This window comes from Terriglobia bacterium, from assembly GCA_020073185.1.
Lineage (GTDB): Bacteria > Acidobacteriota > Terriglobia > Terriglobales > Acidobacteriaceae > JAIQGF01.
This window is the reverse complement of the sequence record JAIQFT010000030.1, coordinates 23,157-49,319: the sequence shown is the minus strand read 5'-3', so window position 1 is coordinate 49,319 and position 26,163 is coordinate 23,157. Positions and strand designations below refer to the sequence as shown.

The following is a 26,163-nucleotide window of genomic DNA, read 5'->3' as shown; positions in this document are numbered from 1 at the left end:
CAGATACTCCCGGCAGGCCTGCTCGCTGCTGAACCGCGCTTCCAGTTCCGCCAGCGTCCTGGGATAATCCTCCACGACCTGCAGCATGGCCCAGCACACTACCTGTTGGGGTCACCTGAGTCAAGTGGATACCCCTCTTTGGTAATTTTGAAACGGGTCAACAAGGTAGTCGGTAGCCCGTAGCCGGTAGTCCGGATTACAACCACGCACCACGGACCACGGACTACCAATTCGCCTTCAAATTACCAACTCACCAACTTACTGAATTACCAAATTGCCCGACCTCACCCCAACCGCGCCCGCGCCGCCGGACCCCGCCGAGAAGTTCTATTCCGGCGCGATGGACCGCATCCGCCGTTTCATGGCTGTGATCGGCGTGATCGCCACCATCGCGGTGTGGATCGCGTTCGGATGGAAAGTGGCGGTCGGCCTGGCGCTCGGATGCATGATCGCGTGGGTGAATTTCTACTGGCTGAAGCAGGCAGTAGGGGCGCTCGCCGACCGCGTTACCGCCACCGGGCGCGGCCAGTCGAGCAGCGGCGTGGTGGCGCGTTTCCTGCTGCGCTACGCTTTAATCGCGCTCGCCGGCTATGCTATATTCAGGGTTTCCCGGGACAGCCTCTACGGGCTTCTGGGCGGCCTGTTTCTGACCGTGGCGGCGATTCTCTGCGAAGCGGTTTATGAAGTGGTCGTCGCGCTGCGTCGAGGTCTTTAGGGCGCTTTTGCTGACTGCTAATTACTGACTACTGCTTTCCATGCCTGAACAGCTTTCGTTTACCGCGCTGCTGAACCGCCTGTTTGCCGGGCCGGTGGACGCGCTCTTGCGCACGCTTCACATTAAGCCGGCGTTTGCGCAGGCGCCGATCTCCAACGCCGTCGCCATGGAAGTGCTGGTGGTCGGCTTCCTGATCCTGATGTTCCTGCTGGTGCGGGCGCGGCTTTCGGTGGAGAATCCCGGCGGGCTGCAGCACATCTTTGAAGGGCTGCACGGATTTATCACGCAGCAGAGCCAGGAAGTGATCGGCCACCATAGCGAGAGCTTCACCCCGTTCCTGGTGGCGCTCGGGCTGTTCATCCTGACCTGCAACCTGATCGGCCTGATCCCAGGATTCGAATCGCCGACCGGCGCCAGTCCGACCGTGCCGTTGGGCTGCGCCGTCTCTTCGTTCTTTTACTATCATGTCCAGGGAATCCGGAAGCACGGCCCGAGCTATGTGAAGCAGTTTATCGGTCCCATGTGGTGGCTGGCGATCATCATGCTTCCAATTGAGATCATCAGCCACCTGGCGCGCATGCTTTCCCTCACCGTTCGTCTCTACGCCAACATGTTCGCCGGCGACATGGTCACGCTGGTATTTTTCTCGCTGGTTCCCGTACTGATCCCGGTCGCTTTCATGGGGTTGCACATCGGCGTCTCGTTCCTCCAGGCATACATTTTCGTGTTGCTGGAAACGGTCTACTTAGCGGGCGCAGTGGCGACGGAACACTAAAACCAGTTGTCAGTTCTCAGTTGTCAGTTGTCAGCCATCCCGCAACTAACTTTTTGCTGACAACTAACAACTGGCAACTGCCAACTGCCCCAGCGTGAGGGCCTCTGGTCGAGGATGAGGTCAACCACCTCCTGGCGGCAAAGCGGGGTCCCCGACGAGCCCGGTTTTGGCTCGGTGGGGTGCCCGAATCATAGAAGGAGAAACAGAGAATGCGTAAAACGATGAGCTTCGTATTCCTGATGCTGGCAGTGATGTGCTTCGCCGTGCCGGTCCTGGCGCAGGGCGAACACGCCGCGGCGGGCACCAACTGGGTGGCGATTACCTCCGGTTTTGCCATGGCGATCGCTTCCGCCGTCTGCGGGCTCGGCCAGGCGAAGGCCACTGCAGCCTCCGCCGAGGCGCTGGCCCGCAACCCTGCCGCGCGTCCGGGCATTCAGCTTGCGCTGATTCTGGGCCTGGCGCTGATCGAGTCGCTGGCGCTGTACACGCTGGTGATCATCTTTGCGAAGGTGAAGTAACGATTTCGATTCAAGGTTTTGCCCCTGTTCGGCACTTCCGGGCAGGGGCATTGCTTTTGGCCAATAGCCATTGGCCTTTGGCCGTTGGCAATTGGTCGTTAGCTCGTACCGAGCCACGCATTTCTTGCCGATGAGAACGGAGTGGTTAGGTTTGTCTGGACGCAAAGGGCTAATCTAATCGGTATTCGCCAATGGCTAATGCCCAACGGCCAATGGCTGAGCGCTGATGTCCGCGGTTCTCCAATACGAAAACATCACCAAGCAGTACGGCAGATTCATGCGTGCGGCGGTCGTCGCGTTAGACGACTTCTCGCTGAGCATCGAGCGTGGCGAAATCTTCGGCTTTCTCGGGCCTAACGGAGCTGGGAAGACCACGGCTATTCACCTGGCGGTGGGATTCATGCGCGCGACGCGGGGCTCAGGCACCCTGCTGGGCAATCGGTTCGGACACGCTCCTACGCGGCGGCGCGTCGGATTCCTGGCAGAAAACGTGGCGTTGTATCACCGTCCGGCGGCGAAGCTGCTGCGCTTCTATGGGGGGCTGAACGGGCTGCGCGATCCGCGGCTGGCGCGCGCCGTGCGCGACGTGCTGGAAACCCTGGAGCTCGCCGACCTCGCCCAGCGAAACATCGGCAAGCTCTCGCGCGGCATGCTGCAGCGCGTCGGGCTGGCGCAGGCCCTGGTGAACGATCCCGAGCTGCTGATCCTCGACGAGCCCACGTCGGCACTGGATCCGCTCGGCCGCCTCGCCGTGCGCGAGCTCTTGCTGCGTGCGCGCAACGCCGGCAAGACCGTCTTTCTCAGCTCGCATATGCTGTCAGAAATCGAGTTGATTTGCGACCGCGTCGGCATTCTGCACCGTGGGCAGATGGCGCGCGTCGGGCGCACCAGCGAGCTGCTGGAATCGAGTGAGCAGTGCGAGGTGGTAGCGCGCGGTGTGCCCGCCTCGTCGTTCCTGCAGGCGGCCGCGGAAAATGGGCTGGTGCGTTTCACCGTGGCTTGTTCGGAGCAGCGGGAAACGATTGAGCGCGTGTGGTCGCTGGGCGGGGAAGTCGTGCGCGTGAACCCGGTGAAGCGGTCGCTGGAGGATATTTTCGTGGAGCTGACGGGGAAGGAGTTGGCGATCAACGGGCAGTCGTAGCGACGAACACAGAGACGCAGAGACATTGAGAGCGCAGAGGGTAAGAGGCACACTACCCCTCTGTGTCTCTGTGCCTCTGTGTATATCAGTAATCGCAAACACACGGCCAGAGAATTCCTCATGACGCCCGTGCTCCTTATCGCCGCGAATTTTGTCCGCGAGAACCGCTGGCCGCTGATTACGCTCGTGGCTTACGTGATCGTGTTCGGCGCGGCGGCGACGTTCATCAACGACTCGTCGCTGGATGACACAATGTTCCTGCTGCGATCGGTCGGGGTGTACGGCCTGGCGTTCACCGGGTTGCTGGCGGCTTCCGGCCTCAACAACGAGCGGCGCACGCGACGTGTGCTGGCGGTTCTGTCGAAGGGCATTCACCGCGCGCAATACCTCGGCGGGCTGCTGCTGGGCACGCTGTTTTGCTCCGGTATTTACAGCCTGGTGGTCGGACTGATCGGCAGCTTGGCGCTGGCGCATCGCGGGCGCTCGCCGGAGAGGCTGTGGGAACTGGTCGGGGTGCTGATCGCGTCATTCCTCCTGGCGGGAACGGCGGCGCTGTTCTTCTCGACCTTCCTCCATCCGCTGATGGCTGCGGCAGCGGCCGCACTCACGCTGGCAACCATGGGCGCAGTGGGGCGCGTGTTGGCAGTGCCAAACCTGCTACCGAGTTACACGCTGGCGGATGCGATGGTCAGCTTCAGCGTGTCAGGTTGGTACGCGCCGTGGGCGGCTGCCGGATGGGCAATCGCGTACTCGCTTGTGTTCTGGCTGCTGGCGACGCTGGTGTTCTCGCGGCGGGACATCGCGGTGGCGGTTGAGTAGCCGCTACTTAACGAGATCCCTTGCCCCCTGCAGCGCGTAATCGAGCACCCGGCCGGGAAGCACGCCCAGGTAAATGGTCGCCACGACGGCGGCAGTGAGCGAGACGCCGAGCGCAACCGGCATGGGCATGATCGGCGTGTCTTCCTTGGGCTCGCGCATGTACATGACGACGATCACGCGCAGGTAGTAGTACGCCGCGATGGCGCTGTTGACGACGCCGATGATGGTCAGCCCGACGAGATCGGATTTCAGCGCCGCGCTGAAGACGTAGAACTTGGCGAAGAACCCGCCGGTGATGGGAATCCCGATCAGCGACAGCAAGAAGACTGTGAGCACGGCAGCTAATCCGGGCGCGCGGCGGCCGAGGCCTGAGTAGTCGTCAATCAGGACGTAGCGCTCATTCTGGCTGGCGAAGTGCGCGATCACGATGAATGCGCCCGCGTTCATGACCGCGTAGGCGGCGGCATAGAAGATGGCGGCGGAGATACCGATGTTTTTCGCGGCGGCGAAAGCGCACAGCAGGTAACCGGCGTGCGCGATCGAGGAGTACGCCAGCATGCGCTTGACGTTGGTCGCGCGGCCGAGCACCACACGATCCAGAACCATCCCGGAGCGGCGGCAGCGAACAGGATGCGCAGCAACACCGCGAACGCGGCGGCCTTCGGCGCGGTGGACATGAGCGCCACCACGGGCGCGGGCGCGCCTTCGTAGACATCGGGCGTCCAGACGTGAAACGGGGCGGACGCCACCTTGAATCCCAGGCCGATGAACATCAGCGCCATGCCGGCGTAGGCGAGCGCGGGCGCGCCGGAACGCAGCGAGGCGGCGATGGGGTAGATGCTAGTGGAGCCAGTGGCGCCAAACATCAGCGCAACACCGTATAGGAAAAATGCGGTCGCGAACGAACCCAGCAGGAAGTACTTGAGCGACGACTCGGCGCTGGTAGCGGCGCGCCGGCGGAAACCGGCGAGAATGTAGGTCGAGATCGAAGAAATCTCCAGCGCGATGAAGATCAGAACCAACTCGACTGCCGAGGACATCAGCATCATGCCGACAGAGCCGAGCAGGATGAGTCCGTAGTATTCGCCCAGCCGGATTCCCTGCACGGCGAGATATTCGAACGACGCGAGAATCACGGTGGCGGCGACGAATCCGACGATCAGGTGAAAGAAGATGCTGAAGCTGTCCACCTGTACCATGCCAAACCATGCCTGACCGGGATAGCCGGTCTGGTAGAGTGTGGCCGCGATGGCGAGCAGGGAACCGACCAGCGCCAGCATGCCCAACCCCTTGCGGTCATTGTGCTCGGGCAGAAGCGGTTCAATGAGCATGACAATCATGCCGAACACGGTGAGCACCAACTCGGGCAGGATGCGGATGTAGTCGGTGGCGTTCATCGCGCCACCACCTGGCTGGCGAATTGCGCCGCGAGCGAGAGCACGTTGCGCACCGCGGAATCCACGGCGTTGATCCAGATCAGCGGCGCCACACCCATGGCGAAGGCCGCCACCGCCAGCGGCCACAGCGCAATGCGCTCGCGGAGGTCGAGATCGGGCAGCTTGAGATTAACGTCGTGATCCACCTTGCCGAAGAAGACGCGCTGATACATCCACAGCATGTAGCAGGCGCTCCAGATCACGCCCGTCGCCGCAAGAATTCCCCAGAGCGGGTGCGCGAGGAAGGCGCCGCTCAGCACCAGAAACTCGCCGACGAATCCGTTGAGCAATGGCAGCCCGATGGATGCCAGCGTAATGATCAGAAAGAAAGTCGCGTAGATCGGCATGGGCGTGGCGAGGCCGCCGAACTCGCTGATCTCGAAGGTGTGCCGCCGCTCGTGAATGATGCCGACCAGCATGAACAGCGCGCCGGTGGAGACACCGTGCGCCAGCATGACGAAGACCGCGCCCACCAGACCCGCCTGCGTGAAGCTGAAAATGCCGAGCACGACGAAACCGAGATGGCTGACCGATGAATACGCGACCAGCTTTTTCAGGTTCGGCTGCACCATGGCGACCAGCGCGCCGTAGACGATCCCAATGATGGCGAGCGTGACGATCCAGGGCGCGTTGTGGCGGGCTTCGTCAGGAAAGAGCCCGACGTTGAAGCGCAGTAGGCCGTAGGTGCCCATCTTCAGCAGCACACCGGCCAGCAGCACCGAGCCCGCGGTGGGCGCTTCGACGTGCGCGTCCGGCAGCCAGGTGTGCAACGGGAACAGCGGCACCTTCACCGCGAACGCGACAAAGAAGCCCAAGAACAGCCAGGGCGCCGCGCCCTGAATTTCAGTCCCGTGCCCGTGGAGCCACTGCTGGGTGTCGGCAAACTGGAACGATCCAACGTGTGCGTAGAGCCAGAGGATCGCCGCCAGCATGAAGACCGAGGCGATCATCGTGAACAGGAAGAATTTTACGGCGGCATAGACGCGGCGTTCGTGGCCGTAGATGCCGATGAGCAGCGCCATGGGGATGAGGCTGGCTTCCCAGAAGAAATAGAACAGGAAGAGGTCGAGCGAGACGAACACGCCGATGAGCGCCGTCTCCAGCAGCAGCATGAGGATGAAGAATTCCTTCACCCGGTCATGCACCGACTTCCACGAAATCAGCACGCACAGCGGCGTCAGGAAGGTGGTCAGCAGGACCAGCCACATCGAGATGCCGTCAATTGCCAGGTGGTAATGAATGTTGGGGGTGGTGATCCACTGAACGTCTTGCTCGAACTGGAAGACCGCGTGGTGGCGCGCGAAGTGTACCGGGAGATGGAGCGAGAGGACGAACGTCAGCAGGGAAACGACCAGCGCGAAGAGGCGGATGTCGCGGTCGCGGCGCGGGAACAATGCCAGCAACACCGCACCGCCGAGCGGAATGAAGGTGACGATCGTGAGGATGTAGGTGTTCAGCGTGCTCATTTGACTCCCAGCCAAACCATGTATGCGACCACGGCGGCCCCGCCCACGGCGATCCAGCCGGCGTACGAGCGAATGTTGCCCGACTGCATGCGGCGGAAGCCGTTCGACACATCTCGCGCGGCCTCGGCCGTTTCGTTGATGGTGCCGTCAATCGCGCCGGCATCAATCACGCGCCAAAGGATGTTACGCGAGCCTTCGATGACCGGCTTCACGAATAGCCAGGCGTAGATTTCGTCCACGTAGTACTTGTGCTCCAGCGCGCTATAAGCGTCCTGGAAGCGTTCGCGCAGCTTCTCGGGCAGATCGCGGCGCCGGTAGTACAGCAGCCAGGCAAGTGCGATGCCGAACAGCGCCGCGCCGGTAGCCGTCACCGTAAGCCCAATCTCCGACGGCGCCCTACCCTCGACGGGGCTGGGGGCAGCGGCTTCGTGCGCGCTAGCTTCGTGCTCTTCAAAGACGGGCGCCAGGAAATGCTCGAAATGATTGCTGCCGCCGAGCACCTGCGGCCAGCCAATCCAGCCGCCGGCAAACGACAGCACCGCCAACATAATCAGCGGGATGAGCATCGCGCGCGGGCTCTCGTGGATGCGATGCGACTCGGTTTGATGTTCCTGCCCGGCGCGCTTGGGTTGGTGCTCAGGCGCGGGCACTCCGCGGAACTCGCCGAAGAACGTCAGGAACCAGAGCCGGAACATATAGAACGCGGTCAAGAAGGCGGAGAATACGCCGACCGCCCAGAATCCCCACCAGCCGTAATGGCTGGCCCAGGAGCGGTAGGGGATTTCGTCCTTCGAGAAGAATCCCGATAGCGGGAAAATGCCGGCGATGGCAAAGGTGGCCACCGTCATCGTCCAGAAGGTCACGGGAATACGCTGGCGCAGGCCGCCCATCTTGCGCATATCCTGCTCGCCCCCGAGAGCATGGATGACCGACCCGGCGCCAAGGAAGAGCAGCGCCTTGAAGAATGCGTGCGTCAGCAGGTGGAACATGCCCGCCGAATAGGCTGCCACGCCACAGGCCAACACCATGTATCCGAGTTGCGAGATAGTGGAGTAGGCAAGCACGCGCTTGATGTCGTGTTGCACGGTGCCGATGGTGGCCGCAAATAATGCTGTCGCGCAGCCGATGATCGCGACCACGGTAAGCGCAATGGGAGCACGATCGAAGATGGCGTGCGAGCGCGCGATCATGTACACGCCCGCGGTCACCATGGTGGCGGCGTGAATGAGCGCGGAAACCGGCGTGGGGCCTTCCATCGCGTCCGGCAGCCACACATAAAGAGGTAGCTGCGCCGATTTTCCGCAGGCGCCGACCAGCAGCAGCAGTCCAATCGTCGTGAGCAGGCCGGCGGTCGCTTCCTGCGGGAGCCCGGCAACTTTTTCGAAAACCTGGGTGAAATCAAGCGTGCCGAAATGCTTGATGAGGAGAAAGAGTGCGATCAGGAAACCGAAGTCGCCAATGCGATTGACGATGAATGCCTTCTTGCCGGCGGCGGCTGCTGAATCGCGCAGGAAGAAGAATCCGATCAGCAGATACGAGGCCAGGCCCACGCCCTCCCATCCGACAAACATCAGCAGGTAATTATTCGCCAGCACCAGCGTCAGCATGAAAAACATAAACAGGTTCATGTAGGAGAAGAAGCGGTAGTAGCCGCCCTCGTGCGCCATGTACCCGACCGAGTAAACGTGGATGATGAAGCCGACCCCGGTGACGATGAGGGCCATCAGCAGGGAAAGCTGATCGAGATAAAGACCGTAGGCGGCCAGGAAATCGCCGGCGCCGAGCCAGGGGCCGTAGTTCTCGATGTGCGGGATGGTGCTGGCGGGAAGTTGCGCGAATTGCAGCGCCGCCTTCCACGCCCACAGCATGGCCGCGCCGGGAAATGCCAGGCCGACCGCGGTCACGGCGGTTTTGGAAAAGCGCCGCCCGAACAGGCCGTTGATGATGGCGCCGGCCAGCGGCAGCAGCGGTATGAGCCAAAGATCCATATTCGTAGTCGGTAGTCGGTAGCCCGTAGTCCGGCAGGGTTTTCCCGAATGCCCGTTTACAGCTTCAGCAAATTCACGCGGTCCACGTTCAGGGTTTCGCGCGTGCGGAAGACGGCAATGATGATGGCCAGACCGACGGCAGCTTCCGCGGCCGCGACCACCATGACAAAAAAGACAAACACCTGGCCGCTGAGCCGGTGCCAGTGTGCGGCGAAGGCCACGAACGCCAGGTTCACGCCGTTCAGCATCAACTCGATGCACATGAAAATCGTGATGATGTTGCGTTTCATCAGGAAGCCGGCGACACCGCAGGCGAACAGCACCGCGCTGAGCACAAGGTAGTAAGAGAGTGGGACCATCAGTGCTCCCTCCTCGCCAGCACCACGGCGCCCATGATGGCGATCAGGATGAGTACCGAGGTGATTTCAAACGGCAGTAGGAAATCACGGAAGAGCAGGCGCCCGATCTCCGGCGGGGTGCCGGGCAGCGCTCCGGCGGGAACCGAGCCGGAGGCCGGGTTCTGACGGATCAAAACCCAGGCGACCAAGCCCATCAGAATGAGCAGGGCGGGCACGCCGAGGAGCATAGCGATGCGGCTTCCAGCACTACGCTCTTCCTCGCCGGCGTTGAGGAGCATGATGGTGAAAATGAACAGCACCATGATGGCGCCGGCATAGATGATCACTTGGATGACGGCGACGAATTCGGCGCCCAGCAGCATGAACTCCACCGCCAGCGAGCCCATTACCACAATCAGCGACAGCGCACTGTTAATCGGGTGACGCTGCGCCAGCAAGTTGACGGCCCCCGCCACGCAGATGGCGCCGAAGAACGAAAATAGTGCGAGGTGAATCATGTTTGAGTACCGAGTACCGAGACCGAACCGCAACCAACGTCACGAACGCAATGCCACCACCAGGCTGGTGACGATCACGTTAGCGATTGCCAGCGGCAGCAGAAATTTCCAACTGAACGCCATCAACTGGTCATAGCGGAAGCGCGGCAGCGTGCCGCGCACCCAAATATAAAGAAACAGGAAAAACAGGACCCGCAGGAAAAACCAGAATACCGGCAGCAGCGCCTGCAACACCGGCGGCCCGAAGACCGGTCCGCTCCATCCGCCCAGGAACAGCAAGCTGGCCAGGCAGGCGACGGTCACCATATTGGCGTACTCGGCCATGAAAAACATGGCAAACTTCATCGAGCTGTACTCGGTGTGGTAGCCGGCGACCAGTTCGGTTTCCGCTTCCGGCAGATCGAAGGGCACGCGGTTGGTCTCCGCAAAGGCGGCGCACAGGTAAATGAAAAACGCCACGATCTGGCCGCCGCCGAAAATATTCCAGTTCCAAAAGCCGCCGAGCTGGTGCTCGACAATGCCCCGCAGGCTGAAGGTCCCGGAAAGAATCAGCACGCCGATCAGCGAGAGCCCGAGCGCGACTTCGTAGCTGACCATCTGCGCGCTGGCGCGTAGCGAGCCGAGCAGGGAATACTTGCTGTTCGATGACCAACCCGCGAGCGCGATGCCATACACCCCGATCGAGGTGATGCCGAGGATGATCAGCAGCGACACATTCACGTCGGTAATCTGCAACGGAATGCGCGCGCCCCGGATGGTGATCCAGCCACCGACCGGAATGACGGCGATGGAGGTCAGCGCCAGGGTCAGCGACAGGATCGGCGCGAGCAGGTACAAGGGCCTGTTGACATATGGAGGTATGAGGTCTTCCTTGAAGATAAACTTTAAGCCGTCGGCGACCGGCTGCAGCAGCCCGAACGGGCCCACGCGCGAAGGTCCCCAGCGGTTCTGGATGTGGCCCACGAGCTTGCGTTCCAGCCAAACGGTGTAGGCGACGATGCCCAGAAGGATGGGCACCGCGATCAGAATCTTGATCACGGAGATCAGAACAAACCACCCGACGCTCAGATTGCCTGACATAGCAATTAGCGATTAGCAATTAGCGATTCGGGAAAGACATCGGCTAACTGCTCTTGGGCCCGATGCCGACCACCGATAAACCGATAACCGAAAACCGAAAAACCTACACCGCCACTCCCTTATCCGCCGGCTGCTTACGCTCGTTCTCGACGACCGAGTTCAGCGTGTCGGAATAGCGGCCCAGCGTGCCCGAGGTGAACAGCGTATCCTCCGAGGGCACCACCAGCTCGGGATGGCTTGGAACGTTGGCGGCCGCCGGGGTGCGCGTGTGCACGTCATTGCCGGCAAGCAAATTCAGCCGCGAGACGTCATAGCCGGGCACCAGCCGCTGGATTTCGTCGAGCATGGCCAGCGGATCAAAGGGGCTGATCTTCGGCTCTGTCTCATGGCGCTCCAGCCAGACAGCGTGCTGGTCGGCTTCGCCGGATTGCGCCCCGCGCGACTGGCCCATGTCGGCGCGCAGCGGGCGGCCGAACGGCACTAATTGGCGGAGGTCGTGCCCCATCCGGTCGGCGATGCGCACGATGATTTCGAAATCGGTTTTGGTCCCCGCCACGTCGCTGGCCTTGCGCAACATCTGCAGATCACCGCAGGTGTTGGTGAAGGTGCCGGATTTCTCGTACGCGCAGGCAGCGGGCAGCACGACGTCGGCCGCAATCGCAGTCTCAGTAAGGAACATGTCCTGCACGACAACGAACGGCTTGGAGAGCACGAAGGGATCGATTTTGTAGCGCGCGATGGGATTGGACCCGACGATGTACAGGGCCTTGATGCGGCCGTCGTTTGCGCCTGCGAACATGCTGCGCAAATCGAGCCCCGGCTGCTTCGGCGCCGCAGCGAACCAGTCCTGAGTTGCCCCAGCGCTCGCCACCGGAACGTAGCCGGGCAGCAGATCGGGGAAAAGGCCCATGTCGGCCGCGCCGCGCGAATTGGCGTAGTCACCCAGGCAAATGAATTTCGCGTTGGGCAGCGCGTGCACCAATTCGGCAATGCCGTCGGCGCGCAACTCCGAGCCGAAGATGACCACCAGTTGCTGCTCGCCGCGTAGTTTGTCGCGCAACTGCGCCAGCATTTCGGCAGTGGTATCACCCGCCGCGAGCCCGGCCGGCACGGCGCCGTTGCCGGCGAGGAAATGCACGAACGCGCTCTCGCCGTTGTCCTCGTGAATCTGCGCGAACATCGCGGCCTGGCGTCGGAGCTTGATGGCGTAAGCATTCACTATGTAGAGCCGGGCGCGGCGCAGGCGGACGTTGTTGCGAATCTGCCAGGCGAGCAGCGGGTGCTGGTCGGTCGGATTGTTGCCGATCAGCAGAATCGCCGGCGCAAAGAGCAGGTCGCGCATGGCGGCTGTGCGATCTTGTGCCCCGAGCGCAGAGACAAACCCCGGGAAGTCTGCCGTGCGGTGGTGGTCGATGTTGTTGGTACCGAGCCCGGTGCGCGCGAACTTCTGCAGCAGATAATTCTCTTCGTTGGTCGTGCGGTTGGAGCCGATGACGCCGAACGCCTGCCCGCCGTGCGTTTCCTTGATCTCCTTGAACTGTCGGCCGATCAGTTCGAGCGCTTCTTCCCAAGTTGCGGGCTGGAGTTGGCCTTCGCGCCGGATCAGGGGCTGTTGGAGGCGGCGCGGGTCGCCGGCAAAATCAAACGCGTAGCGTCCCTTGATGCAAAGGAAATCGCCGTTGATGCCGCTCTTATCGCGGTTGTCGCCACGGACGATCTCCATGCCCTCGGCGGAGCGGCGCAGGCCGAGCGTAGTCTTGCAGCCGTCACCGCAATGGGTGCAGACGGTGCCCACGTGGTGCATCTCCCAGGGCCGCGTCTTGTAGCGGTAGGCGCCGCTGGTGAGCGCGCCCACGGGGCAGATGTCAATGCACATGCCGCACTCTTCGCACCACAGGTAATCCTGCTTATTGGGTGCGATCACCTGCGCCGAGCCGCGGTTCTGGATGCCCAGCGCCCACACGTCCATGGCTTCGCCGCAAACGCGCACGCAGCGGTAGCACATGATGCAGCGCGGCCGGTCGAAATACACCACCGGCGACCACTGCTGTTCTTCGCGGTGGTTCTTGATGTCGATCAGCTTGGACTCGGCGGCGCCGCAGCTGAACGTCATGTCCTGCAGTTCGCACTCGCCGCCAGCGTCGCACACCGGACAATCCAGCGGATGATTGCCGAGCAGCATCTCCAGCATCGCCTTGCGTGCTTGCCGCACTTCGTCATTCTCGCTGCTGACCGTCATGCCCTCGCTGATTACCGTGGTGCAGGCGGTTTGCAGCTTGGGCATTTTCTCGATCCGCACCAGGCACATGCGGCACGCGCCCTGCAGCGACAGCCCAGGGTAGTAACAGAACGACGGAATCTCGATGCCCGCGGATTTGCAGGCCTCGATCAGCAGCGTGCCCGCGGGCGCCGTGATCTTCTTGCCGTCAACCGTGATGTTAATGTCGGGCATCAGTGAGCCTTCTTAAACCAATGCCTAGGTATTCGATCAAGAAATTGTCTAATTTCCTTAGGAGAGTCGGTGATGGTCGTTTGTGCAGCAAACTCCCAGCGATTCTCTTCTCCAGGCCTCTGTCGGTAATATCCGAGACGAATCTGCAGCGATGGTTCTTCACCAGGCTCGCTAGGTTCGAATTCGATTAACTGGGCACAATTGACGTAGTTGCCCCACGGATGCTTTATTACGCTCTCTCGGGGTGGGTTGCCGTTAATCGCCTCGGGAAATTCCCCTATGATGAGGCCGCTCTTCGGCTTGGCAGACGGTTCGTTCCGCATCTCTATTGGTGGCGAGAATTTGACAGTGCATTTGAGTCGGCCGTACGGTAGCGGTCTTCGTTGCGATTTTCGTTTTCGTGTTTTCATGTCAACACCGGGAGTTGCTCCAACGCGGCCGCCTCGCACGGACACGCCCGTCCTTCTAGATGTGCTTCGAACTCTTCGCGGAATTTCTTCACAATGGAAATGATCGGCATTGCCGCCGCATCGCCCAGCGGGCAGAAAGTGCGGCCAAGCATGTTTTCCGCCAGGTACTGGATGTTATCGATGTCCTTCTTCACGCCGCCGCCGGCATGAAAGCGGTTGAGCGTCTTCTTCAGCCAGTCGGTGCCCTCGCGGCAGGGAATGCACCAGCCGCAACTCTCGTGCTGGTAGAACATCATGATGCGCTGTGCGTACTTGACCATGCAGGTCTGATCGTCGAGCACCACCACGCCGCCGGAGCCAAGCATGGAACCGGCTTTCATGAGCTGGTCGAAATCCATGCCGACATCTACTTCGTCCGCGGTGAGCACCGGCGTCGACGATCCGCCGGGCGTGACCGCCTTCAGCTTGCGGCCCTTCCACACGCCGCCGCCAACTTCGTCGATCATCTTGCGCAGGTTGTAACCGAGCGGCAGCTCGTACACGCCGGGCCGGTTGACGTGCCCGCTGAGGCAGAACAGGCGCGTGCCACCGTTCTTCGGCGTGCCCAGTTCGGAGAACCACTGGCCACCGCCCAGAACAATGTGCGGCACGCTGGCGAGGGTCTCGACATTATTGATGATCGTCGGCCCGCCCCAAAGTCCGACGACGGCAGGAAAGGGCGGGCGGATACGCGGCACTCCGCGCTTGCCCTCCAGCGATTCCATCAGCGCCGATTCTTCGCCGACCTCGTACGCGCCGGCGCCGGTGTGCCAGTAGACGTCGAAGTCCACGCCACTGCCGAAGATATTCTTGCCGAGAAAGCCGCGCGCGTAGGCGTCGGCGATCGCCTTACGCATGATGTCCACCAGGTACCGATACTCGCCGCGAATGTAGATGTACCCGACCTTGGCTTTGATGGAGAGCCCGGCAATTACCACGCCTTCGATGACCGCATGGGGATCATGCTCCAGGATGAGGCGGTCCTTGCAGGTGGCGGGCTCGCTCTCGTCGCCGTTGCACAGCACATACTTCGGCTTCGCCGATTCCTTGGGCACGAACGACCACTTCATGCCGGTGGGAAATCCAGCGCCGCCACGGCCGCGCAGGTTCGACTCCTTCACCTGGCTGATGATTCCGTCGGGGCCCAGCGACAGCGCCTTCTGCACCGCCTTGTAGCCGTCGAGCGCGAGGTAGCGGTCGATGTCGACCGCACCCTGGCCGAAGCGCTTCGAGACTACTCGTACTTCGTCGGGATGGGAGACCAGGTCGGCCATATCGGGTAATTGCGCAATTGCGTAATCGGGTAATTTGAAACCGAACTGTTTGTTCAATTACCCGATCACCCGATTCCGCAGTTTCGCAATTCTCAACCTACTATCCGTTTCTGTATGACTCCAAAATATCGTCGACTTTCGCCGGTGTTAATTTCTCGTGAAAGTCGTAGTTCACCTGCATGGCCGGCGCCCAACTGCAGGCGCCGATACATTCGACCTCTTCAAAGGAAAACATCCCGTCCGCCGTCGTGCCCTTGTGGGGGATGCCGAGCCGCCGCTTGACGTGGGCGCTGATCTCGTCCGACCCGCGCAGCATGCAGCAGATGTTGCGGCACACCTGCACGTTGTACTTGCCGCGCGGCTTGGTGGTCAGCATCGAGTAGTAGCTGATCACGTTGCGGACCTCAAGCTCGGTCAAATCAACCTTTTGCGCAATGTATGAGATCGCCTCGTCGGACAAGAACCCGAGCTCATCTTGCGTGTAAAGCAACATCGGGACGAGGAAAGAGCGCTGCGTCGGATACTCGCGCATCTTTTCCGTGAAGAACCGATCGAGTTGTTCCGAAACGACCATTCTCGAGTCGTCCCTACGGGACTCAGTCATTTTCTTTTTCGCTTACCCAGGGCTTCCGCCATGGGCTAACGAATGCCGCCCGCTTCGCGGGCTGACTGCTCAGCGGTCCACGTCGCCCAAAACAATATCAATGCTTCCAATTGCCGCCACCACGTCAGCAATCAGCCGCCCTTCGCACATTTTCGGCAGCGTCTGCAAATTCGCGAACGAGGGCGCGCGCACGTGCACGCGGTAGGGCTTGGCCGTGCCATCGCTGACGATGTAGAAGCCCAGTTCGCCGCGCGGCGATTCCGTCGCCATGTACACCTCGCCCGGCGGAACGGTGAAGCCCTCGGTGATGATCTTGAAGTGATAGATCAGGGCTTCCATCTGCGTTTTCATCTTTTCGCGATCGGGCAGCACGATCTTCGGTGCGTCTGCCTTGATCGGCCCTTCGGGCACACCGGCGAGACATTGCTGAATAATCTTGGTGGACTCGCGCATCTCCTGCACGCGGCATATGTAGCGCGCGAACACATCGCCGACAGTCGACACCGGCACTTTGAACTGGAATTTCTCGTATCCGGAATAAGGCGCGTCGCGGCGCAGGTCAATGTCCACGCCACTGGCGCGCAAGGTGGGGCCGCTGGCGCCGAGCGCGATGGCGTCCTCGGCGGTCATGTGCGCGATGCCCTTGGTGCGCCGCACCCAGATGGGATTGGCGGTCAGCAGATCCTCGTATTCGTCAACCTTGGCAGGGAACCGGTCGGCGAAAGTCTTTACGCGCTCGAAGAACCCGAGCGGTGGCTCCATGCTGAGCCCGCCCACGCGGAAGTAGGAATCGAACATGCGCTGGCCGGCGAGCGCTTCGTACAGCCGCAGGATGTCCTCGCGTTCGCGGAAGCAGTACAGCATCATGGAGAGCGCGCCGATGTCCATGGCGTGCGTGCCCAGCCACACCAGGTGCGAGTTCAGGCGCGTGAGCTCGTTCATGAGCACGCGCATCCATTGCGCCCGCGGCGGCGCCTCGATGCCCAGCAGCTTTTCCACCGCCAGAACGAACCCGAGTTCGTTGCTGAACGGCGCCAGGTAATCCATGCGGTCGGCCAACGGCACGCACTGCTGGTAGAACTTGGCTTCGTAAGTCTTTTCAATGCCCGTGTGCAGGTATCCGATATCGGGCATCATGCGGACCACGCTCTCGCCGTCGATCTCCAGGATCAGGCGCAGCACGCCGTGCGTCGAGGGATGCTGCGGACCCATGTTGAGGATCATGGTCCGATCGCCGGTTTCTTCCAGCGAGGCGATATGGGGAAGGTGTCCCATCAGCGGTAGCCCTCGACGGGATAATCCTTCCGCAGCGGATGGCCTTCCCATTGCTCCGGCATCATGATGCGGCGCAGGTAAGGATGCCCTTCGAAGCGGATGCCGAACAGGTCAAAGACTTCACGCTCGAAGAAGTTGGCCGCCGGCCACACGGAAGTAATCGACTCTAAGGTGGGATCGTCGCCGCCCAGCCTCACCTTCAGCCGCACGCGCGCGATCCGCGGCATGGAGAAAAGGTGATACACGACTTCGAAGCGCGGCTGCGACGGATACCAGTCCACGCAGGTCAGGTCGGAGAGAAAATTGAATTTCAACTCGGGATCGTCGCGCAGGATGGCGCACGCCTCGCGGATGGCGGTGCGCGCGATGTACACGCCGAGCTCGCCACGATCGAACTTGGCGCCTTCCACCGCGTCGGCACGCCACGCCAGCAGGCGCGCCAGCTCGGGGCGGTCTTTCAGTTGCTCCACGTCGGTGATGGCGGCCGCCAGCGGCATGACTCAGGACTTGCTCTCTTCCATGGGTACGGCAAACACCGGTGTCGAGCCGGGAGGGTCCGCCGGCCCGGCCGTTATCGACGGGTTCGCGGAGGCGCCGGCGCGGATGAGCGGCGTGCCCGACCAGTCCAGCACGCCTTTGTTCCACACGTACAACAGGCCCACCAGCACGATTCCGATGTACACCAGCATCTCCCAGAAGCCGAACATCTTCAGTTCCCTGAGCAGCACGGCCCAGGGATACAGGAACACCGCTTCCACGTCGAACAGGATGAACAGCATGGCCACGAGATAGAATTTGACGGAAAAACGCTCGCGTGCGTCGCCCACCGGGGTCATGCCGCACTCGTAGGGCGACATCTTGGCCCGGCTGTAACGATGCTTGCCGATCAAGGCGGAGAGAATCACCATCCCGCCCGCAAGCGCCAGGGCGATTCCCACCTGAAAGAGAAGCGGTAAGTAGCGGGCAAAGTAGTTGTCCGGCATAGGGGAGCTGTATATAATTCGCGCCCAAGCACTGGGCAAACAACCGACTATAGTTTTCGTCCTGTGCAGTGTCAAGCACGGTGGGAGCGGCGTCTGAAGCGGGATTGCGACTCTCGTGAGCAGCAAAAAACCGCTTCCATTCTGCGCCGAAGCGCGACAGGACAGCGGCAGATCAGCTTCGCTGATCTCCTCGGGTGGTTTTGTGATTTTCGGTTTCAACACCGACGTGAAATACGCCGACACCGTGTACCACGTCCAGAGCGAAGCACGTCTCCACGAGCTGCGGCTCCAGACGCTGGTCTTCGTCAAAGGGCGCTGCATCGGCAAGCACCAGACCTCCTACGCCGAAAGAACCAGGGAGCCGGGTTTTTCCGAAGAGCACATGCACGAGATGCTCCGGGACCAACACAAGCGTTTCGTCACCGCTGTGCGCGAAGGCCGGATCGGGGACGAACTCGCCGAGGCCAACGAATTCAAAGTTGTTGCCCCCACTGTCGTCGAGCCTGCGGCTCCAGTCGTCGATGTGGCGACTATCGCAGTCGAGCTTGCCGTGCCGGCGCCGCCCGAGATTCCTGAGTCAGCTCCCGACATCGCTGCCGCCACGACGCCACCCCCCGCCGCTCTGGAGGCGGTTGCCGATCCTGTGGATACCGCGCTGGTTACGGTTGCGCTCGACGATCTCGCCGCGCAATTCGCCGCCGCGGTCGCCGCCAAGCCCTTGGACCCCGGACTGATCCTGACTCCCGCCGGCAAACTAATCGGCAAGGGGCTGTCGCTGGAGTGTTTGCCACCCGCGACCGGGTCCGGCGGCAATGAGGTTATGATCGGCGTGCAGGTTGCCGATGAAAACGGCCCTGCCGGTGGCGCCCAGGTCAGTTGCCGCATCACCTCCGGCCGGGGCCCCGCGACTTACGTTTACGCCACCAGCAGCCTCGCCGGGGTTGCCGAGGTTGCCGTGAGCCTCAAGGAGGTCGACCTGACTGCCGCGGCGCTGCTCATCCAGGCCAGCCACCGCGGCAAATCGGCCAGCCGCAAATACTCTTTGCGGAGACAATCGTAAGTACATCGTCGCAGGGCCTCCGCCGGTTTGGTATGCTTTTTCCGAATCCCGACTTATGCGCATCGTGATCAATGGCGACGAACGGGAAGTTGAAGCCGGCGATCCCACCCTCGCCGCGCTGGTGGAGCAACTCGGCATCAAGTCCGACCGGGTGGCGGTCGAGCTGAACCGCGAGATCGTCGCCCGCGAACGCTGGCTGGGCACCCGCCTCAGGGAAGGCGATCGTCTGGAAATCGTGCACTTCGTCGGCGGCGGGCGCTTTTCGTTCTGACCCACCTTGCCCCGATTTCTCAGCGCCCTCTGTCTTCTGCGGTTGCGTCTTCGCGGCGCGTTTCACCTTGACATCCGACATTAGAGGCCTAGAATGTTTTAAACATTCTAGGGTCTGAATGTTTTTTGCTGGCGAGCCATGGAGCAGAGCTTCACCTCCAATCAGGTCATGGCGCTGACCGGCATCACCGCGCGCCGGCTCCAGTGGTGGGACGAGCGCGGGCTCGTTGTGCCGCTGAAGCAGGGGCATCGCCGCCTGTACTCGCTGGACGACGTCGCGGAAGTCGCGGTCATCTGCGATCTGCGGCGCCGCGGCTTCTCGCTGCAGCGCGTGCGCTTGGTGATCCGCTTCCTGCAGAAGGAATTCAGCAAGCGCCTGGTGGAAACCGTCACCGGCGGCTCCGATTACCACCTGCTGACCGACGGCAAACGCCTGTTCCTGGAAACTTCGCCCCAGCAGGTGATTGACATCCTGAAAAACTCACGCCAACCGATGTTCACCATTTGCCTGAGCGACACGGTGCGGCAGGTCCGCGCCGAGCTGCATTCCGACGCCGCGCGAAAACCGCGCCCGTCGGGCACGCACTCACGTGCGAAAAAGACCGTCCTTTCCGGCGCGCGCCGGTTGCGCGCCGGGCGCGTTTCATAGACGAGCACGCGATCCTTCGGGAGGTAGCAGATGGTCGCTGAGATTGACGTCCTGAACGAGTGGATCCCCGAACAGATGGGTCCCGGCGCCATGTTCGTGCTGGAAAACGCCGGCGAAGTGGGCGAAGCTGACGATCCTTACTGGGCCGTGCTGGCCTGCCCCGACTGCGGAACCCTGGGGCTGATCACGCGGCGGCAGATCGCCGGCCTCATCCCCGTGATTTGCGGTTCCGACAAGTGCTCGGCGCAGTTCTTCCTGAGCGAGGGTCAGGTGCTGGTGCGCCCGCCGAGCTAGGCTGAGTCTTGCTGACCGGTCAACTGGCCACCGACCACTGATCCCCCGACCACTGCCTCACTTCACCGCTGCTGCCGCGCGCCCCACGTATTCCTTCACATAACTGTCGAAAAACGCCGCCAGCTTCTCGGTGACGGGTCCGGGGGCCTGCTTCATGGCGCGTTTCTCGATGTAGCTGATCGGCTGAACGTGCCGTGTGGTCGAGGTAATGAAGACCTCGTCGGCGTAGTAAAGGTCCTCCAGCCTAAGCGTCCGCTCCGAGATCGACACGCCGCTGCGGGCTGATTCCTCAAACAGGATCTGCCGGCTCACGCCCGCCAGACAGCCGGAACTTAACGGCGGTGTGGCGACGTCGCCTCCGCGAATGCAGAAAATGTTCGCTGCCGTGCACTCGGAGACCTCGCCGCGCTCGTTCAGCAGCAGCGCGTCATCGAAGCCGCGGCGGTGCGCTTGTTCCACCATCCACGCGTTGTTCAGCCACGAAGTTACCTTGGTCCCGGTGAGCGGGTGCGCGGCGTGGCGGCCGTGTTCCTGCACCGAGAGCGTGGTCGGACCAACGCGCTCGGGCACGTCCACGGCGTACATAATCAGGTCCACCTCCGGGAAGGCCTCGTCGCTCTTCCAGATTCCGATGGTATTCAGGATGAAATAAATGCGGACGCACGCGCTCACCGCCCGGTTCGCCTGCAGCATGGCCAGCATGGCGTCGCGTACCGTAGCGAGAGGGGTCTTGAGTGGAAGCTGGATGCGCTCGGCATCGCGCGCCAGGCGGTCGTAATGGCGTTCCAGCGCAAAGGGGACGCCATCGTACACCCGCACCGTGCTGAAGATCCCCCAGCCGTTGATCAGGCCCGCCTGTCCCGGCGACAGCCGCACCTCTTCCACGGGAACGACACGGTCATTGTGATAGACGAATCTATGCATGAGACCTCCGCCAGTTGGGTTGGACGATGGAGTCTTTATTCTAAACGGAACTGCAGGCCGGAAGCGCGAGGTTTCTTGCGCATTCTGACTTGTCTTGAGACACCGCCTTAGCCCTGCCGACCGGTGAGGCGCGCCAACGACTGCCTGGTGTTGCGAAGAAACGTTTTGAGTACCTTCTTTTGCCGCTGTGATTCATAAAGCGCCGGATGAACCAGGGCAAGCACCTCATTAGTCTTGGCGGGCAGCGCGAAGCGGGAAGCGGCGGGATCGGCGACGTACAGGACGGTGTTTTGCCGGTACCAGAACTCCACGCGGTCGTCATTCCAAACACTTGCCCGAATGAAGTCGTACGCCGAATAGCCCTGGGCTCGAAACAGCGCTTGCCAGTACGCCGGCCACTGCTCGTTGATGTGGTGCGTGCCGCCCTGTCCTGGGATCGCGGCGGAGAACAGAACAACATCGGAAAACCCGGCGAGACTGCCGATCAGAGTTTGCGCGCTATCGGCCGGCAGATGTTCGCCAACTTCGCAGCAGATTGCCAGGTCAAATCGGCGTGAGGGCTGCAGGGGACGGGTCAAGTCGGCGACCGCGAACTGTTCCTGCGGGATGCACAACTGGTTGGACTGCGAGCCATCGTAGCCCTGAGAGTTGTGTACGCCCAGCTCCTCCGCCGCGCGCAGCCAAGTGCCGGTGCCGCAGCCCACGTCAACCACGCTGCGCGGTTTGACGATCGAGAACACCAGCGGCAGGACCACCGTAGCCGAGCGATACGATCCCTCGTTCTTGGCGGCGTAGAAACGCTCGTTGTAAGGACGCGCTCCCCGGGAGACTCCTTTGTTTGTCGCCATGGTGCGACTGAGATGATACCTGCTTGCCTTGGGTCCGGCGAACGGAGCATCGTGATAGCATCTGTTTGGCTTGGATATGCCCGGGTGGCGAAACTGGCAGACGCACGGGACTTAAAATCCCGAGCTCCGAAAGGGGCGTGCCGGTTCAATTCCGGCCCCGGGCACCAGCAGATCCTTCGACTCGCTGCGCTCGCTCAGGATTTCGGCTGCGGGCTCGCGCTTCTCCTTCGCTCCGCTCAGGTTCGCTCACACCAGCAAGGCGCCTCAACTTAAGGTTCCGAGCTCCGAAAGGGGCGTGCCGGTTCGATTCCGGCCCCGGGCACCACTTGTTGTGCGTGGGCCGGCTACTTTCAGCGGCCCGATATGACCCTTTCCCAATATTGGGTAAGTTCGGCGGCATCGCCCTGCTGTTGCCAAGTTGTTGAAAGTTAAGCCTTAGCCTTCAGCGAAGTCGTGTGCCCTTCGCTTCGGCATTGCCTAAGTCATTGATTCTAAATAGACAATCTCTATTCGAATGCAAAATCGCGCAGCCACGCATTTTTTACTTGTCCTGCCGAGTAAAGACCCTTAGAATCCTTCCCTTTGGCGAGGCTTCACGGACGCGCTAGTACGGTCAGGGAGTGGGGCGACCTGGTGCGTAGCGAGTGAATCCTTCTCGCGCTTTTGGGAATCCAATCTAGTGGCCCTTAAAACTTTAGGAGATGTCCTATCTTCTTGAGGTAGGTCTGAACTCATCATGGCGAAGCGACGTGGAAATCCGAACTGGGGCAAGCCCGAGCCGATCGGCCCGGTGACCCCAACCATTACCGAGTTCGAGCAGGTGGTGCGCGAGTTCAAGCTCTCGCCCGACCAGTACTTGCGGTCCACGCGGCTGCGCGAATGGGCGCGCCGCAACAAGAACTCCAAGTACATTCCGGAACCCCTCCTGGAAGCCTGGGGTTTCGAAATCGAGTCCACTCTGTAATCGAACGCCTCCCAGCCATCTGGGGTCGCCGCGAGGCGGCCCCTTCCCATTTGGTGCGAGTGACCCAAACCGATCCACGGAGGCGCCCTCAGGTTTGACCTGCTCCATCCCGCGTGAGATATTGGACAGCCGAAATCCGCGTGCGGACGGGCCATCCGTTCATGCCCTGGAGAGAGGCAAAGGAGCCGAGATGGTTCGCATCATTCCCCGCGAAACCAAATTCTTCGAACTGTTCCAAGACATGGCGCGCAACGTCACCGACGGCGCCTGCCTGCTGCGGGGGATTCTTCAGAATTTCGAGAATGTCGAAGTGCAGGTGCAGAAGATCAAGGACATCGAGCATCGCGGCGACGACATGACGCACGCCATCATGACCAAGCTCAACCAGACCTTTATCACCCCCTTCGACCGCGAGGACATTCACCGGCTCGCCTCCTCGCTGGACGACGTGCTCGACTTCGTCAATGCCGCCGGGCAACGGCTCGTGCTCTACAAGATCAGCCGCATTCCAGGTCCCGCCGCCGAACTGGCCGAATTGGTCGTCCGCCAGGCCGAGGAACTCGAAAAGGCGGTTTCGCTGCTGGAAAAGACCAAGCACGTGCTGGAACACTGCGTCGAGATCAACCGCCTGGAAGACGAGGCCGACCGCGTCTGCCGCCAGGCCATTGCCGACTTGTTCGAAAACGAAAAGGATCCGATTGCCCTGATCAAAATGAAAGAGCTGTTCGAGGTACTCGAGATGGCTACCGACAAGGCCGAGGACGCCGCCAATGTCCTGGAAGCGGTGGTCCTGAAGAGCGCCTGATCCGCTTCAACCCCCTGGCACGAGGAACGCAAGGCTGGTGAACTCTTCATTCCTACTGGTCGGTGTAACGGTCCTGTTCGCGCTCGTCTTTGATTTTCTCAATGGCTTCCACGACGCCGCCAACAGCATCGCCACCGTGGTTTCCACGCGTGTGCTTTCCCCCAAGCTGGCGGTTGCCTGGGCGGCGTTCTTCAATTTCTTCGCCGCCTTTCTGCTCGGCACCGCTGTGGCGCACACCATCGGCAAGGGCATGATTCGCCTCGATGTTGTGACCCAGTACGTTGTGCTCGCCGGACTGATGGGCGCAATCGTGTGGGACCTGCTCACCTGGTTGTGGGGCCTGCCGACCTCGTCCTCGCACGCCCTGATCGGCGGTTACGGCGGAGCCGCCGTCACCCGCGCCTGGATCCTATCCGGCAACTTGCACAGCGCCTGGGGGGTCATTATTCCCGGCGGCTGGACCAAGACCCTGACCTTCATCGTCGTGGCCCCGCTGATGGGACTCGTGCTCGGCTTCGGTTTCATGGTCGCGGTTTCCTGGCTGTTCTACAGAAAATCGCCGCAACAGGTGGATGGTTGGTTCCGCAAACTGCAATTGCTGTCGGCCGCCGCCTACAGCCTGGGCCACGGCGGCAACGACGCGCAGAAGACCATGGGCATCGTTGCCGGCGCGCTTTACACCGCCGGCTATATGAGCCCGGCGGACCTGGCAGGGAACTGGGGCAAATTCCATTGGCCCATTATCCTGGCTGCGCATGCCGCCATTGCTACCGGAACCTACCTCGGCGGATGGCGCATCGTGCACACCATGGGCACGAAAATCACCAAGCTGAAGCCGGTAGGCGGCTTCTGTGCCGAGGCGGCCGGCGCCATTACCCTGTTCGGTACCGCCCTGGCCGGCATCCCGGTCAGCACTACCCACACCATCACCGGCGCGATTGTCGGCGTCGGCTCCACGAACCGCCTCTCGGCCGTCCGCTGGGGCGTCGCCCGGCGCATCGTGTGGGCTTGGGTACTCACCATCCCGGCTTCGGCCACCGTCGCCGCCTTGACTTTCTGGATCATCCGCCTGTTCCATCCCGCGGCCTGAAACATTGGGTAATCTCGCAATTTGCTGGAAACCAATCTCATGAATGTCTTCGGAAGGGCATGGCTTCAGCCGTGCCGCCCAGAGCCGCGGATGATGCGGGCTTTAGTCCCTGAGGGAGTCCGCACGTAACTGAAATGGGTCTTCTGGTTTGGTAATTGAGCGTGCCTCGGTTCACGCTACGGTCGGACCAATTACCAAATTACGATATTACCCAATTACCAAATACCCCACTCGCCCGTGTAGAATTTCATTGACCATGACCTCAACGTCTGCATTTACCGACGTCCCCACCGCCATCGAGGAAATTCGCGCCGGGCGCATGATTGTCGTGGTGGACGACGAAGACCGCGAGAATGAAGGCGACCTCACGATGGCCGCCGAGAAGATCTCGCCCGAGGCGATCAACTTCATGGCCAAGTACGGACGCGGTCTCATATGCCTGGCGCTCACCGAGGAGCGCCTGGAGCATCTGCGGATTGGCCCCATGACGGCGGAAAACACTTCGCAGTTCGGCACCGCTTTCTGCGAGGCGATTGACGCGCGCGACGGTGTCACCACCGGCATCTCCGCCTACGACCGCGCCTGCACCATCCGCGTCGCAATCGATCCCGCAACGCGTCCCAGCGACCTGGCGCGCCCGGGACACATTTTTCCGCTGCGGGCGCGCCGGGGCGGCGTACTGGTCCGCGCCGGGCAGACGGAGGCTTCGGTGGATCTGGCGCGTCTCGCCGGCCTGGTTCCCGCCGGCGTCATCTGCGAAATCATGAATGAAGACGGAACGATGTCGCGCGTTCCAGACCTGGTGCAGTTTTGCCACCAGCACGGTCTCAAGATGCTCACCGTCGCCGAACTCATCCGCTATCGCATGGCGCACGAACGCTACATCCAGCGCGTGGGCGAGGCCCTGGTCCCGACCCGCCTCGGCGAGTTCCGCATGATTGCCTACGAGAGCGCGCTGGAGGGCGGCGAGTCGCACATCGCTTTGCTGCGCGGTGACGTCGAACATGCGACCGAGCCGGTGCTCGTGCGCATGCATTCCCACTGCCTGCTGGGCGACGTCTTCGGCGCCACCTGGTGCGGATGCCACAACGTCATTGAGGGCTCCATGGCGCGCATCGCCTCGGCCGGCGCTGGCGCGCTCATCTATCTCCATCACGGTTCCAAGGGCTTCACCAAGGAAAAGCTGGGCGACAAGCCGATCCTCACTTTCCATCGCGAGCATCGCCTGCCTGCATTGCCCGAAAGCGAGCGCAAAACGCAACGCGAGATCGGCATCGGCGCGCAGATCTTGTCCGACCTGAACCTGCGGCGCATCCGCCTGCTCACCAACCACCCGCGCAAAGTCGTGGCGCTGGAAGGATTCGGCATCGAGATTGTCGAGCAGGTGCCGATCCCCGCGCCCAAGGCATTCACCACGCGTTAATCGAA

At 61.7% G+C, this 26,163-nt stretch carries 26 protein-coding genes, 1 tRNA gene and 1 pseudogene; 14 read left to right on the top strand and 14 right to left on the bottom strand.

Translation table 11 applies throughout. The features are described from left to right. Positions 1 to 274: 274 nt before the first annotated feature. From LAN64_12410 to LAN64_12390, 5 genes are all read left to right on the top strand, one after another. Positions 275 to 715 (top strand): ATP synthase subunit I, encoded by a 441-nt coding sequence (locus LAN64_12410; GenBank protein ID MBZ5568642.1) that lies wholly within the window; start codon positions 275 to 277, stop codon positions 713 to 715. A gap of 40 nt (positions 716 to 755) precedes the next feature. After that, the gene (atpB, locus tag LAN64_12405; GenBank protein MBZ5568641.1) at positions 756 to 1,490 is read left to right on the top strand and encodes a F0F1 ATP synthase subunit A; all 735 of its coding nucleotides are present in this window, start codon (positions 756 to 758) and stop codon (positions 1,488 to 1,490) included. Positions 1,491 to 1,699: 209 nt separating this feature from the next. Then, positions 1,700 to 2,008: an ATPase gene (locus LAN64_12400; protein ID MBZ5568640.1), complete on the top strand. Its 309-nt coding sequence runs from the start codon at positions 1,700 to 1,702 to the stop codon at positions 2,006 to 2,008. A 226-nt stretch (positions 2,009 to 2,234) separates the two neighbouring features. Next, positions 2,235 to 3,149 (top strand): ABC transporter ATP-binding protein, encoded by a 915-nt coding sequence (locus LAN64_12395; protein MBZ5568639.1) that lies wholly within the window; start codon positions 2,235 to 2,237, stop codon positions 3,147 to 3,149. A gap of 120 nt (positions 3,150 to 3,269) precedes the next feature. Continuing rightward, positions 3,270 to 3,968 carry a hypothetical protein gene (locus LAN64_12390; GenBank protein MBZ5568638.1) on the top strand — a complete coding sequence of 233 codons (699 nt, stop codon included), beginning with the start codon at positions 3,270 to 3,272 and terminating at the stop codon, positions 3,966 to 3,968. Positions 3,969 to 3,971: 3 nt separating this feature from the next. On the opposite strand, the pseudogene LAN64_12385 reads toward LAN64_12390, so the two are convergent. The 12 genes and pseudogenes from LAN64_12385 to LAN64_12330 form a co-directional block, all read right to left on the bottom strand. Further along, positions 3,972 to 5,365: pseudogene (locus LAN64_12385) on the bottom strand (NADH-quinone oxidoreductase subunit N). Further along, positions 5,362 to 6,870, bottom strand: a complete 1,509-nt coding sequence (locus tag LAN64_12380) for an NADH-quinone oxidoreductase subunit M (protein MBZ5568637.1) — start codon at positions 6,868 to 6,870, stop codon at positions 5,362 to 5,364. The pseudogene LAN64_12385 and the gene LAN64_12380 overlap by 4 nt, the downstream one beginning before the upstream one ends. After that, on the bottom strand, positions 6,867 to 8,858 hold the full coding sequence (gene nuoL / locus LAN64_12375) for an NADH-quinone oxidoreductase subunit L (protein MBZ5568636.1): 1,992 nt from the start codon (positions 8,856 to 8,858) through the stop codon (positions 6,867 to 6,869). Before nuoL ends, LAN64_12380 begins: the two co-directional genes overlap by 4 nt. Positions 8,859 to 8,914: 56 nt before the next feature. Beyond that, positions 8,915 to 9,217 (bottom strand): NADH-quinone oxidoreductase subunit NuoK, encoded by a 303-nt coding sequence (gene nuoK, locus LAN64_12370; protein MBZ5568635.1) that lies wholly within the window; start codon positions 9,215 to 9,217, stop codon positions 8,915 to 8,917. Beyond that, on the bottom strand, positions 9,217 to 9,714 hold the full coding sequence (locus LAN64_12365) for an NADH-quinone oxidoreductase subunit J (GenBank protein MBZ5568634.1): 498 nt from the start codon (positions 9,712 to 9,714) through the stop codon (positions 9,217 to 9,219). Before LAN64_12365 ends, nuoK begins: the two co-directional genes overlap by 1 nt. A gap of 39 nt (positions 9,715 to 9,753) precedes the next feature. After that, entirely contained in the window at positions 9,754 to 10,794 is a 1,041-nt protein-coding gene (gene nuoH, locus LAN64_12360) for an NADH-quinone oxidoreductase subunit NuoH (protein ID MBZ5568633.1), read from the bottom strand. A gap of 103 nt (positions 10,795 to 10,897) precedes the next feature. Next, positions 10,898 to 13,246 carry a molybdopterin-dependent oxidoreductase gene (locus LAN64_12355; protein ID MBZ5568632.1) on the bottom strand — a complete coding sequence of 783 codons (2,349 nt, stop codon included), beginning with the start codon at positions 13,244 to 13,246 and terminating at the stop codon, positions 10,898 to 10,900. Between the two features lie 406 nt (positions 13,247 to 13,652). After that, a complete protein-coding gene (nuoF, locus tag LAN64_12350) occupies positions 13,653 to 14,969 on the bottom strand; it encodes an NADH-quinone oxidoreductase subunit NuoF (GenBank protein ID MBZ5568631.1) in 1,317 nt (438 codons plus the stop codon). Between the two features lie 100 nt (positions 14,970 to 15,069). Next, a complete protein-coding gene (locus LAN64_12345) occupies positions 15,070 to 15,543 on the bottom strand; it encodes an NAD(P)H-dependent oxidoreductase subunit E (GenBank protein MBZ5568630.1) in 474 nt (157 codons plus the stop codon). A gap of 99 nt (positions 15,544 to 15,642) precedes the next feature. After that, positions 15,643 to 16,848, bottom strand: a complete 1,206-nt coding sequence (nuoD, locus tag LAN64_12340) for an NADH dehydrogenase (quinone) subunit D (protein MBZ5568629.1) — start codon at positions 16,846 to 16,848, stop codon at positions 15,643 to 15,645. Beyond that, positions 16,848 to 17,345, bottom strand: a complete 498-nt coding sequence (locus tag LAN64_12335) for an NADH-quinone oxidoreductase subunit C (GenBank protein ID MBZ5568628.1) — start codon at positions 17,343 to 17,345, stop codon at positions 16,848 to 16,850. The genes nuoD and LAN64_12335 overlap by 1 nt, the downstream gene beginning before the upstream one ends. A gap of 3 nt (positions 17,346 to 17,348) precedes the next feature. Next, a complete protein-coding gene (locus LAN64_12330; GenBank protein MBZ5568627.1) occupies positions 17,349 to 17,831 on the bottom strand; it encodes an NADH-quinone oxidoreductase subunit A in 483 nt (160 codons plus the stop codon). 115 nt (positions 17,832 to 17,946) lie between these two features. On the opposite strand from LAN64_12330, the gene LAN64_12325 reads away from it, so the two are divergent. The 4 genes from LAN64_12325 (at position 17,947) to LAN64_12310 (ending at position 20,104) form a co-directional block, all read left to right on the top strand. Beyond that, positions 17,947 to 18,891: a hypothetical protein gene (locus LAN64_12325; GenBank protein MBZ5568626.1), complete on the top strand. Its 945-nt coding sequence runs from the start codon at positions 17,947 to 17,949 to the stop codon at positions 18,889 to 18,891. Positions 18,892 to 18,946: 55 nt separating this feature from the next. Next, positions 18,947 to 19,162: a sulfur carrier protein ThiS gene (thiS, locus tag LAN64_12320; protein MBZ5568625.1), complete on the top strand. Its 216-nt coding sequence runs from the start codon at positions 18,947 to 18,949 to the stop codon at positions 19,160 to 19,162. A gap of 138 nt (positions 19,163 to 19,300) precedes the next feature. Further along, the gene (locus LAN64_12315) at positions 19,301 to 19,810 is read left to right on the top strand and encodes a MerR family transcriptional regulator (GenBank protein MBZ5568624.1); all 510 of its coding nucleotides are present in this window, start codon (positions 19,301 to 19,303) and stop codon (positions 19,808 to 19,810) included. Between the two features lie 30 nt (positions 19,811 to 19,840). Then, entirely contained in the window at positions 19,841 to 20,104 is a 264-nt protein-coding gene (locus LAN64_12310; protein MBZ5568623.1) for a hypothetical protein, read from the top strand. 57 nt (positions 20,105 to 20,161) lie between these two features. Here the strand turns inward: LAN64_12310 and LAN64_12305 are convergent, their stop codons facing one another. Together LAN64_12305 and LAN64_12300 are read right to left on the bottom strand one after the other, a co-directional pair. Then, entirely contained in the window at positions 20,162 to 21,028 is an 867-nt protein-coding gene (locus LAN64_12305) for an aminotransferase class IV (GenBank protein ID MBZ5568622.1), read from the bottom strand. 107 nt (positions 21,029 to 21,135) lie between these two features. Further along, a complete protein-coding gene (locus LAN64_12300) occupies positions 21,136 to 21,876 on the bottom strand; it encodes a class I SAM-dependent methyltransferase (GenBank protein ID MBZ5568621.1) in 741 nt (246 codons plus the stop codon). A gap of 78 nt (positions 21,877 to 21,954) precedes the next feature. Between LAN64_12300 and LAN64_12295 the strand changes: the two genes are divergently transcribed. The 5 genes from LAN64_12295 to ribB all read left to right on the top strand — a co-directional run bounded on the left by LAN64_12295 (position 21,955) and on the right by ribB (position 26,158). Beyond that, positions 21,955 to 22,043: transfer RNA gene (locus LAN64_12295), tRNA-Leu, on the top strand. A 569-nt stretch (positions 22,044 to 22,612) separates the two neighbouring features. Further along, the gene (locus LAN64_12290) at positions 22,613 to 22,840 is read left to right on the top strand and encodes a hypothetical protein (GenBank protein ID MBZ5568620.1); all 228 of its coding nucleotides are present in this window, start codon (positions 22,613 to 22,615) and stop codon (positions 22,838 to 22,840) included. Positions 22,841 to 23,030: 190 nt separating this feature from the next. Beyond that, complete coding sequence (locus LAN64_12285) at positions 23,031 to 23,645, top strand: DUF47 family protein (GenBank protein MBZ5568619.1); 615 nt, start codon at positions 23,031 to 23,033, stop codon at positions 23,643 to 23,645. Positions 23,646 to 23,700: 55 nt separating this feature from the next. Beyond that, positions 23,701 to 24,735: an inorganic phosphate transporter gene (locus LAN64_12280; protein ID MBZ5568618.1), complete on the top strand. Its 1,035-nt coding sequence runs from the start codon at positions 23,701 to 23,703 to the stop codon at positions 24,733 to 24,735. A gap of 256 nt (positions 24,736 to 24,991) precedes the next feature. Further along, positions 24,992 to 26,158, top strand: coding sequence for a 3,4-dihydroxy-2-butanone-4-phosphate synthase (gene ribB, locus LAN64_12275; GenBank protein ID MBZ5568617.1), 1,167 nt, complete (start codon positions 24,992 to 24,994; stop codon positions 26,156 to 26,158). The last annotated feature ends 5 nt before the right edge of the window (positions 26,159 to 26,163 follow it).

Coding starts and splice junctions, on each gene's coding strand:
- atpB (MBZ5568641.1), top strand. CDS start 756: ATGCCTGAACAGCTTTCGTTTACCGCGCTGCTGAACCGCCTGTTTGCC.
- LAN64_12285 (MBZ5568619.1), top strand. CDS start 23,031: ATGGTTCGCATCATTCCCCGCGAAACCAAATTCTTCGAACTGTTCCAA.
- LAN64_12290 (MBZ5568620.1), top strand. CDS start 22,613: ATGGCGAAGCGACGTGGAAATCCGAACTGGGGCAAGCCCGAGCCGATC.
- LAN64_12330 (MBZ5568627.1), bottom strand. CDS start 17,831: ATGCCGGACAACTACTTTGCCCGCTACTTACCGCTTCTCTTTCAGGTG.
- ribB (MBZ5568617.1), top strand. CDS start 24,992: ATGACCTCAACGTCTGCATTTACCGACGTCCCCACCGCCATCGAGGAA.
- nuoD (MBZ5568629.1), bottom strand. CDS start 16,848: ATGGGACACCTTCCCCATATCGCCTCGCTGGAAGAAACCGGCGATCGG.
- LAN64_12345 (MBZ5568630.1), bottom strand. CDS start 15,543: ATGGTCGTTTCGGAACAACTCGATCGGTTCTTCACGGAAAAGATGCGC.
- LAN64_12395 (MBZ5568639.1), top strand. CDS start 2,235: ATGTCCGCGGTTCTCCAATACGAAAACATCACCAAGCAGTACGGCAGA.
- LAN64_12390 (MBZ5568638.1), top strand. CDS start 3,270: ATGACGCCCGTGCTCCTTATCGCCGCGAATTTTGTCCGCGAGAACCGC.
- LAN64_12380 (MBZ5568637.1), bottom strand. CDS start 6,870: ATGAGCACGCTGAACACCTACATCCTCACGATCGTCACCTTCATTCCG.
- nuoF (MBZ5568631.1), bottom strand. CDS start 14,969: ATGGCCGACCTGGTCTCCCATCCCGACGAAGTACGAGTAGTCTCGAAG.
- LAN64_12305 (MBZ5568622.1), bottom strand. CDS start 21,028: ATGCATAGATTCGTCTATCACAATGACCGTGTCGTTCCCGTGGAAGAG.
- LAN64_12400 (MBZ5568640.1), top strand. CDS start 1,700: ATGCGTAAAACGATGAGCTTCGTATTCCTGATGCTGGCAGTGATGTGC.
- LAN64_12300 (MBZ5568621.1), bottom strand. CDS start 21,876: ATGGCGACAAACAAAGGAGTCTCCCGGGGAGCGCGTCCTTACAACGAG.
- LAN64_12355 (MBZ5568632.1), bottom strand. CDS start 13,246: ATGCCCGACATTAACATCACGGTTGACGGCAAGAAGATCACGGCGCCC.
- LAN64_12335 (MBZ5568628.1), bottom strand. CDS start 17,345: ATGCCGCTGGCGGCCGCCATCACCGACGTGGAGCAACTGAAAGACCGC.
- thiS (MBZ5568625.1), top strand. CDS start 18,947: ATGCGCATCGTGATCAATGGCGACGAACGGGAAGTTGAAGCCGGCGAT.
- LAN64_12365 (MBZ5568634.1), bottom strand. CDS start 9,714: ATGATTCACCTCGCACTATTTTCGTTCTTCGGCGCCATCTGCGTGGCG.
- nuoL (MBZ5568636.1), bottom strand. CDS start 8,858: ATGGATCTTTGGCTCATACCGCTGCTGCCGCTGGCCGGCGCCATCATC.
- LAN64_12315 (MBZ5568624.1), top strand. CDS start 19,301: ATGGAGCAGAGCTTCACCTCCAATCAGGTCATGGCGCTGACCGGCATC.
- LAN64_12310 (MBZ5568623.1), top strand. CDS start 19,841: ATGGTCGCTGAGATTGACGTCCTGAACGAGTGGATCCCCGAACAGATG.
- nuoK (MBZ5568635.1), bottom strand. CDS start 9,217: ATGGTCCCACTCTCTTACTACCTTGTGCTCAGCGCGGTGCTGTTCGCC.
- nuoH (MBZ5568633.1), bottom strand. CDS start 10,794: ATGTCAGGCAATCTGAGCGTCGGGTGGTTTGTTCTGATCTCCGTGATC.